Here is a 6,652-nt window from a genome sequence, read left to right as displayed (position 1 = left end):
GTGCAGCATCAGCCCTTCGCCACCCATCCGCACGGTCTTGTCGAGCAGGGCCTGCAGGTCTTCGTGGGTGGTGGCGCGAAGTTGGGGAACCGGCACGATCCACGGGGCCTCGGTGATCGGCAGCAGCTTGCGCAGGGCCGCCAGCCGGGTTGTGAAGTCGCCCGGCGCGGCCGGCAAGTCGAACACCATGAAGCGCATCTGGCGCCACGCAACATCGTTCGGCGTCTGGCTGCGCACGGTCGAGACCGCGTGTTCGAATCGGCCGCGCCCAGCCCAGAGTTCGCCGTCCATCGGGACCGCCGGCAGCGCGGCGGTGAACCACGCCGGCGTCGCGACCCGCTCGCCGCCGCGGGTCCACAGCTGCTTGCCGTCCCAATAGCCCCGCACGCCGTCGAACTTCTCGCTGACCCAATAGTCCGCCAGCGACATGCCGGGGCTATACACCTCGGCCAGCATCAGGGGCGGCGCGGCACTGCCCGCCAGCGCTGTCGACGCCAGCGCGGCCAGTCCCGCCAGGACGAAAGCCCGTCGATTCGTCTTGTTCATTGACAAGTCCTCCCCCCCACCTCTGCCGAGCCGCCGTCGCGCCTGATCGCCCGGAACGCGACTAGCCTTCCGAAACCCCACCCACCACTTGGCTGAAGCCGCCGTCCACGTAGGTGATCTCGGCGGTCACGCCGCTCGCGAGATCGCTCAGCAGGAAAGCGGCGACATTGCCGACCTCTTCGATGGTCACGTTGCGGCGCATCGGCGCCACCTTCGAGATCGCCGACAGCAGCTTGCCGAAATCCTTGATGCCGCTGGCCGCCAGGGTCTTGATCGGACCGGCGCTGATGCCGTTGACGCGCATGCCCTTGGGGCCCAGCGACTCGGCGAGGTAGCGCACCGAAGCTTCTAGCGACGCCTTGGCCAAGCCCATGGTGTTGTAGTTGGGCAGGGCCCGGATCGCGCCCAGGTAGGTCAGCGTGAGCAGAGCCGACCTGTCGTTGAGGTAGGGCAGGGCCGCCTTGGCCATGGCCGGAAAGCTGTAGGCGCTGATATCGTGCGCGACCTTGAAGCCCTCGCGCGACAGGCCCTCGAGGAAGTCGCCGGCGATCGCCTCGCGCGGTGCGAAGCCGATGCTGTGGACGAAGCCATCGAACTTCGGCCAGGTCTGGGTCAGGTCGGCGAACAGCTTGTCGATCTGGGCGTCGTCGCCGACATCGCAGTCGAACACCAGCTTGGAGTCGAAATCGGCCGCAAACTCGGTGATGCGGTCCTTGAAGCGCTCGCCGACGTAGCTGAAAGCCAGCTCGGCGCCTTGCGCATGGCAGGCCTTGGCGATGCCGTAGGCGATGGAGCGGTTGCTCAGAACGCCCGTGATCAGAAGTTTTTTGCCGGAAAGAAAGCCCATGGGACGACCTCGTGTAAATCTTGGGCAGAATTCTCGCATGCGGGTTTGGCTTCTTTTCGTGTTGGCGCTTTGCGCGGCGCCGTCCTGGGCGGCGCACGCCTACGCCCAGTTCGGCGACATCAAGTACCCGCCGGGCTTCACGCACTTCGACTACGTCAATCCGCAGGCGCCCAAGGGCGGCGAAATGCGCATGGTGCCGCCGACGCGGCCGACCAACTTCGACAAGTTCAATCCCTTCACGCTCAAGGGCACGGCACCGTACGGCATCGGCAACCTGATGTTCGAGAGCCTGTTGACGGGCAATGCGGAGGAGCCGACCACAGCCTACGGTCTGCTGGCCGAGGACGTCGAGGTTGCCGCGGACAAGAAGTCCGCCACCTTCAGGATCCATCCAAAGGCGCGTTTCAACGATGGCAGCCCGGTGCTCGCGGCCGACGTGGTCCATTCGTTCACCACGCTCACGAGCAAGCTGGCGGCCCCCCAGTTCAAGACGATCTACGCGGAAGTGAAGGGCGTCAAGGCGGTAGACGACCGCACCGTGCGCTTCGATTTCAAGAGTCCGAACCCCGAGCTTCCGCTGGTGGTCGGAGGCATGCCGGTGTTCAGCCGGGCCTGGGGCGGCGGCAAGCCCTTCGACCAGATCACGACCGACCTGCCGATCGGCTCGGGTCCCTACAAGCTGGTGAACCCGCGCATGGGCCGCGACATCACCTACACGCGCGATCCGAACTACTGGGGCGCCGAGCTGCCGGTGCGCAAGGGCTTCTTCAACTTCGACCGCGTCACCTACCGGATCTACCTCGACGACACGGCGCGCTTCGAGGGCCTCAAGGCCGACGAATACGACTTCATGCGCGAGTTCACGTCGCGCAACTGGGCCCGCCAGTACAAGGGCAAGCAGTTCGATTCCGGCGAGATCGTGAAGCGGGCCTTCGAGAACAGGAATCCCGGTGATTTCCAGGGCTATGTCTTCAACGTGCGCAATCCGAACTTCAAGGACATCCGGGTGCGTCAGGCGATCGGGCTCGCGGTGGATTTCGAGTGGCTCAACCGGCAGCTCTTCTACGGGCTTTACAAGCGCGTCGAAGGCTATTTCCCGAACAGCGAGTTTCATGCCGAAGGACTGCCCACGCCGGAAGAATTGGCGCTGCTCGAACCCTTGCGCGACAAGCTGCGGCCCGAGGTCTTCGGCCCTGCCGTGGTCTCGCCGAGTACTTCGCCGCCGGGCAGCCTGCGCGAGAATCTGCGCAAGGCACGCGCCTTGCTGGCCGAAGCGGGGTGGATCTACCGGGATGGCGCCTTGCGCAACGAGAAGGGCGAGATCTTCACGATCGAGTTTCTCAACGACCAGCCTTCGCTGATCCGGGTGGCGACGCCTTTCCAGTCGGCGCTGCAGAAGCTGGGCATCCAGATGACCTTTCGCACCGTCGACTTCTCGCTGGCCCAGCAGCGCATGGACAACTTCGAATTCGAGATGACGACCGTGCGCCTGCCGGGCAGCACGGCGCCGGGCGGCGAACTGCTCGAACTGTTCGGTTCGGAGGCCGCCACGACCCATGGCTCGCGAAACATCTGGGGCATCGCCGACCCGGCCGTGGATGCGCTGGTGAAAAAGGTCGTGAGCGCCACCACGCGCCCTGAACTCAGTGCTGCCATGCGTGCGCTCGACCGCGTGCTTTCCCACGGCTACTACTCGATCCCGCAGTACTACGGCGGTGCCTTCCTGATCGGCTACCATCCGAAGCCGTTCGTGCTGCCCCCCGTGATCCCGCCCTACTACGACGCCCACGACTGGGCCATGAGCACCTGGTGGGCATCGCCCTCCAACAAATAGGAAGGCGATGGTCAGCTACATCCTCAAACGCCTGCTGCTGATGGTGCCGACCCTGTTCGGCGTGCTGCTGTTGACCTTCGTCGTGATCCAGTTCGTGCCGGGCGGGCCGGTCGAGCAGATGGTGTCCCAGTTGCAGGGCCGCGATTCCGGCGGCGAGCGGGCCGCCGCAAGCGGCGCCGGCTATCGGGGGCGGCAGGGGCTCGACCCTCAGCGCATCGAGGAGATCAAGCAGCTCTACGGCTTCGACAAGCCGCCGCTCGAACGCTTCTGGCAGATGCTGAAGTCCTATGCGCACTTCGACCTCGGAACCAGTTTCTATCAACGCAAGGCCGTGTGGGATCTGGTCAAGGAAAAGATGCCGGTGTCGATCAGCCTGGGACTGTGGACCTTCTTCATTAGCTACCTGATCGCGGTGCCGCTGGGCGTCGCCAAGGCGGTCAGGGCGGGCTCGCGCTTCGACTTCCTGACCACGCTGCTGGTGCTGGTGGGCTATGCGATTCCGGGCTTCGTGCTCGGTGTCGCGTTGCTGGTGATCTTCGGCGGGCAATTGCAGTGGTTTCCGCTGCGCGGCTTGACCTCGTCGAGTTGGGAGTCCATGGGCTGGGGCGCGAGAATCGTGGACTACCTCTGGCATATTGCGCTGCCCGTGACGGCGATGGTGCTCGGCAGCTTCGCGGTCACGGCCATGCTGACCAAGAACTCGTTCCTGGAGGAGATCCGCAAGCAGTACGTGCTGACCGCGCGGGCCAAGGGCCTGACCGAGCGCGAGGTGCTGTGGAAGCACGTGTTCCGCAACGCGCTGATCCCCATCGTCACGGGTTTTCCGGCGGCATTCATCGGCGCCTTCTTCACGGGTTCGCTGCTGATCGAGACCCTCTTCTCGCTCGATGGCCTGGGTCTGCTGAGCTACGAGAGCGTGATCCGGCGCGACTATCCGGTGGTGCTGGGCACGCTCTATCTGTTCACGCTGATCGGCCTGGTGACCAAGCTGGTCAGCGATCTTTGCTACGTAATGGTGGACCCGAGGGTGAAGTTTGACTAGCGGCCGCGCCATTGTTTCGCCCGGCCGTCGTGCCTGGCTGCGCTTCAAGCGCAACCGGCTCGGCTACTGGAGCCTGGTCCTGTTCACGTTGCTGGTGGTGCTGAGCCTGTTCGCCGAAGTGCTCTCCACCGACAAGCCGCTGGTGGTGCGCTACGAAGGCCGGACCTACTTTCCGGTGCTGCGCGACTATTCCGAAAAGACCTTCGGCGGCGACTTCGAGACCCCGGCCGACTATCTCGATCCGTTCATTCGCGAGCGCATCACCGCCGGCGCCAACTGGGCCCTCTACGCGCCGAATCCGTACGGCCCGAAGACGCTCAACTACTTCGCGACATCCCCCAATCCGGCGGCGCCTTCGGCCGAGAATTTCTTCGGCAGCGACGATCGCGGCCGCGACCTGCTGGCGCAACTCATCTACGGTTTCCGGGTGAGCGTGCTGTTCGCCCTGGCGCTGACCTTCGTCGGCGTGGTGCTGGGCATCGTCACCGGCGCCATCCAGGGCTTCTTCGCCGGCAAGATCGACCTGGCGTTCCAGCGCTTCATCGAGATCTGGGGCTCGATGCCCGAGCTCTACCTGCTGATCATCTTCAGCGCGATCTTCGCGCCCAGCGTCTCGCTGCTGCTGATCCTGCTGAGCCTGTTCGGCTGGATGGGCTTGTCGGACTACGTGCGCGCCGAGTTCCTGCGCAACCGCCAGATGGACTACGTGCGCGCCGCGCGCGCGCTCGGGGTCGGCAACCTGCAGATCATGTGGAGGCACATCCTGCCCAACAGCATGACGCCGGTGGTGACCTTCCTGCCGTTCCGCATGAGCGCGGCCATCCTGGCGCTGACCTCGCTCGACTTCCTCGGCCTGGGGGTGCCGCCGGGCACGCCATCGCTCGGCGAACTGCTGAGCCAGGGCAAGGCCAACATCGATGCCTGGTGGATCTCGATGTCGACCTTCGGCGTGCTGGTGCTGACCCTCATGCTGCTGACCTTCATGGGCGACGCGCTTCGCGACGCGCTCGATCCGCGGAAGGCGGAGCAATGAGCGAGGCACTCCTGAGCGTGCGCGGCCTGAGCGCCGCCTTCGGTGATAAGGAAGTCGTGCACGGCATCGACTTCGACATCGCGTCCGGCGAGAAGCTCGCGCTGGTCGGCGAGTCGGGCTCCGGCAAGACCGTGACCGCCCTGAGCCTGCTGCGGCTGGCGCAGAACGCGCAGCTGTCGGGCCGCGCGACGTTCGCCGGCGAGGGCAGGGGGAGGGAACGCGACCTGCTCCAGATCCCCGAGCGCCAGTTGCGCGGCATCCGCGGCAAGGAGATCGCCATGATCTTCCAGGAGCCGATGACGGCCCTGAATGCGCTCTATCCGGTCGGCGACCAGATCGCCGAGGTGCTCGAGCTACACCAGGGCCTGTCGTCCCGGGACGCCCTCGCGGCGGCAGTGCAGTTGCTGGCCGATACCGGCATTCCCGAGCCGGCGCGGCGGGCCGGGGCCTTCCCGCACCAACTCTCGGGCGGCCAGCGCCAGCGGGCGATGATCGCGATGGCACTGGCCTGCAAGCCGCGCCTGCTGCTGGCCGACGAGCCGACCACCGCGCTCGACGTCACCGTGCGCGGGCAGATCCTCGATCTGCTCGCCGACCTGCAACGCAAGCACGGCATGGCGGTGCTGCTGATCACGCACGACCTGAACCTGGTCCGGCGTTTCGCCGATCGCGTGGCCGTGATGGAGAACGGCCACATCGTCGAGCAAGGCCCGGTGGCCACGGTCTTCGAGGCGCCGCGGCACCCCTACACGCGCAAGCTGATTGACAGCCGGCCGACCCGCGATGTCGCGCCGGTGGCCGTCGATCCGCAGGCACCGCCGGTGCTCGAGGCCGCCGGGCTGCGCGTGATCTATCCGGTGCCGAGACCCGGCATCAGGGGCTGGTTCACAAAGGGCGAGTTCGTCGCCGTCCAGGGCGCCGATTTCCGCATCGCGCCGGGCCAGACGCTCGGCGTCGTCGGTGAATCGGGCTCGGGGAAGTCGACCCTGGCCCTGGCGGCGCTCGGGCTCCTGAAGCACCAGGGGCGCCTGGCCGTCGCGGGGCGGCAGTGGGCCGCGGGCGGCAACAGCGACCGTACGCTGCGCCGGCTGATGCAGGTGGTCTTCCAGGATCCGTTTTCCTCGCTGTCGCCGCGCATGACCGTCGAGCAGATCGTCGGCGAGGGACTTACGGTGCATGCGCCGGCACTGGACGCCCGCGCTCGCCGCGACCGGGCATTGACTGCCCTGGCCGATGTCKGGCTCGGCGAAACCCAGTTCCCGGCCTTGCTCGAGCGCTATCCGCACGAGTTTTCCGGCGGCCAGCGCCAGCGGCTGGCGATCGCACGGGCCCTGATCGTCGACCCGAAGC

Annotated in this window: 6 protein-coding genes; 4 read left to right on the top strand and 2 right to left on the bottom strand. The window is 66.2% G+C overall.

What is annotated here, in order from left to right; all coding sequences use genetic code 11:
• Both AC1DY5_RS37030 and fabI read right to left on the bottom strand, forming a co-directional pair.
• Nucleotides 1-546: DNA ligase (locus tag AC1DY5_RS37030; protein WP_478119458.1), on the bottom strand; the 546-nt coding region annotated here is incomplete at its 3' end.
• Between the two features lie 61 nt (nucleotides 547-607).
• Nucleotides 608-1,393 carry an enoyl-ACP reductase FabI gene (fabI, locus tag AC1DY5_RS37025; RefSeq protein WP_478119457.1) on the bottom strand — a complete coding sequence of 262 codons (786 nt, stop codon included), beginning with the start codon at nucleotides 1,391-1,393 and terminating at the stop codon, nucleotides 608-610.
• A 37-nt stretch (nucleotides 1,394-1,430) separates the two neighbouring features.
• Between fabI and AC1DY5_RS37020 the strand changes: the two genes are divergently transcribed.
• The 4 genes from AC1DY5_RS37020 to AC1DY5_RS37005 form a co-directional block, all read left to right on the top strand.
• Nucleotides 1,431-3,227: an extracellular solute-binding protein gene (locus AC1DY5_RS37020; protein ID WP_478119456.1), complete on the top strand. Its 1,797-nt coding sequence runs from the start codon at nucleotides 1,431-1,433 to the stop codon at nucleotides 3,225-3,227.
• A gap of 7 nt (nucleotides 3,228-3,234) precedes the next feature.
• Nucleotides 3,235-4,269, top strand: coding sequence for a microcin C ABC transporter permease YejB (locus tag AC1DY5_RS37015; RefSeq protein WP_478119455.1), 1,035 nt, complete (start codon nucleotides 3,235-3,237; stop codon nucleotides 4,267-4,269).
• Nucleotides 4,262-5,302: an ABC transporter permease gene (locus tag AC1DY5_RS37010; RefSeq protein WP_478119454.1), complete on the top strand. Its 1,041-nt coding sequence runs from the start codon at nucleotides 4,262-4,264 to the stop codon at nucleotides 5,300-5,302. The genes AC1DY5_RS37015 and AC1DY5_RS37010 overlap by 8 nt, the downstream gene beginning before the upstream one ends.
• Nucleotides 5,299-6,652: ATP-binding cassette domain-containing protein (locus AC1DY5_RS37005; RefSeq protein ID WP_478119453.1), on the top strand; the 1,354-nt coding region annotated here is incomplete at its 3' end. The genes AC1DY5_RS37010 and AC1DY5_RS37005, both read left to right, overlap by 4 nt.

It is taken from the genome of Variovorax sp. P4_D9, from assembly GCF_056401695.1.
This window is presented reverse-complemented; position numbering and strand designations above follow the sequence as displayed.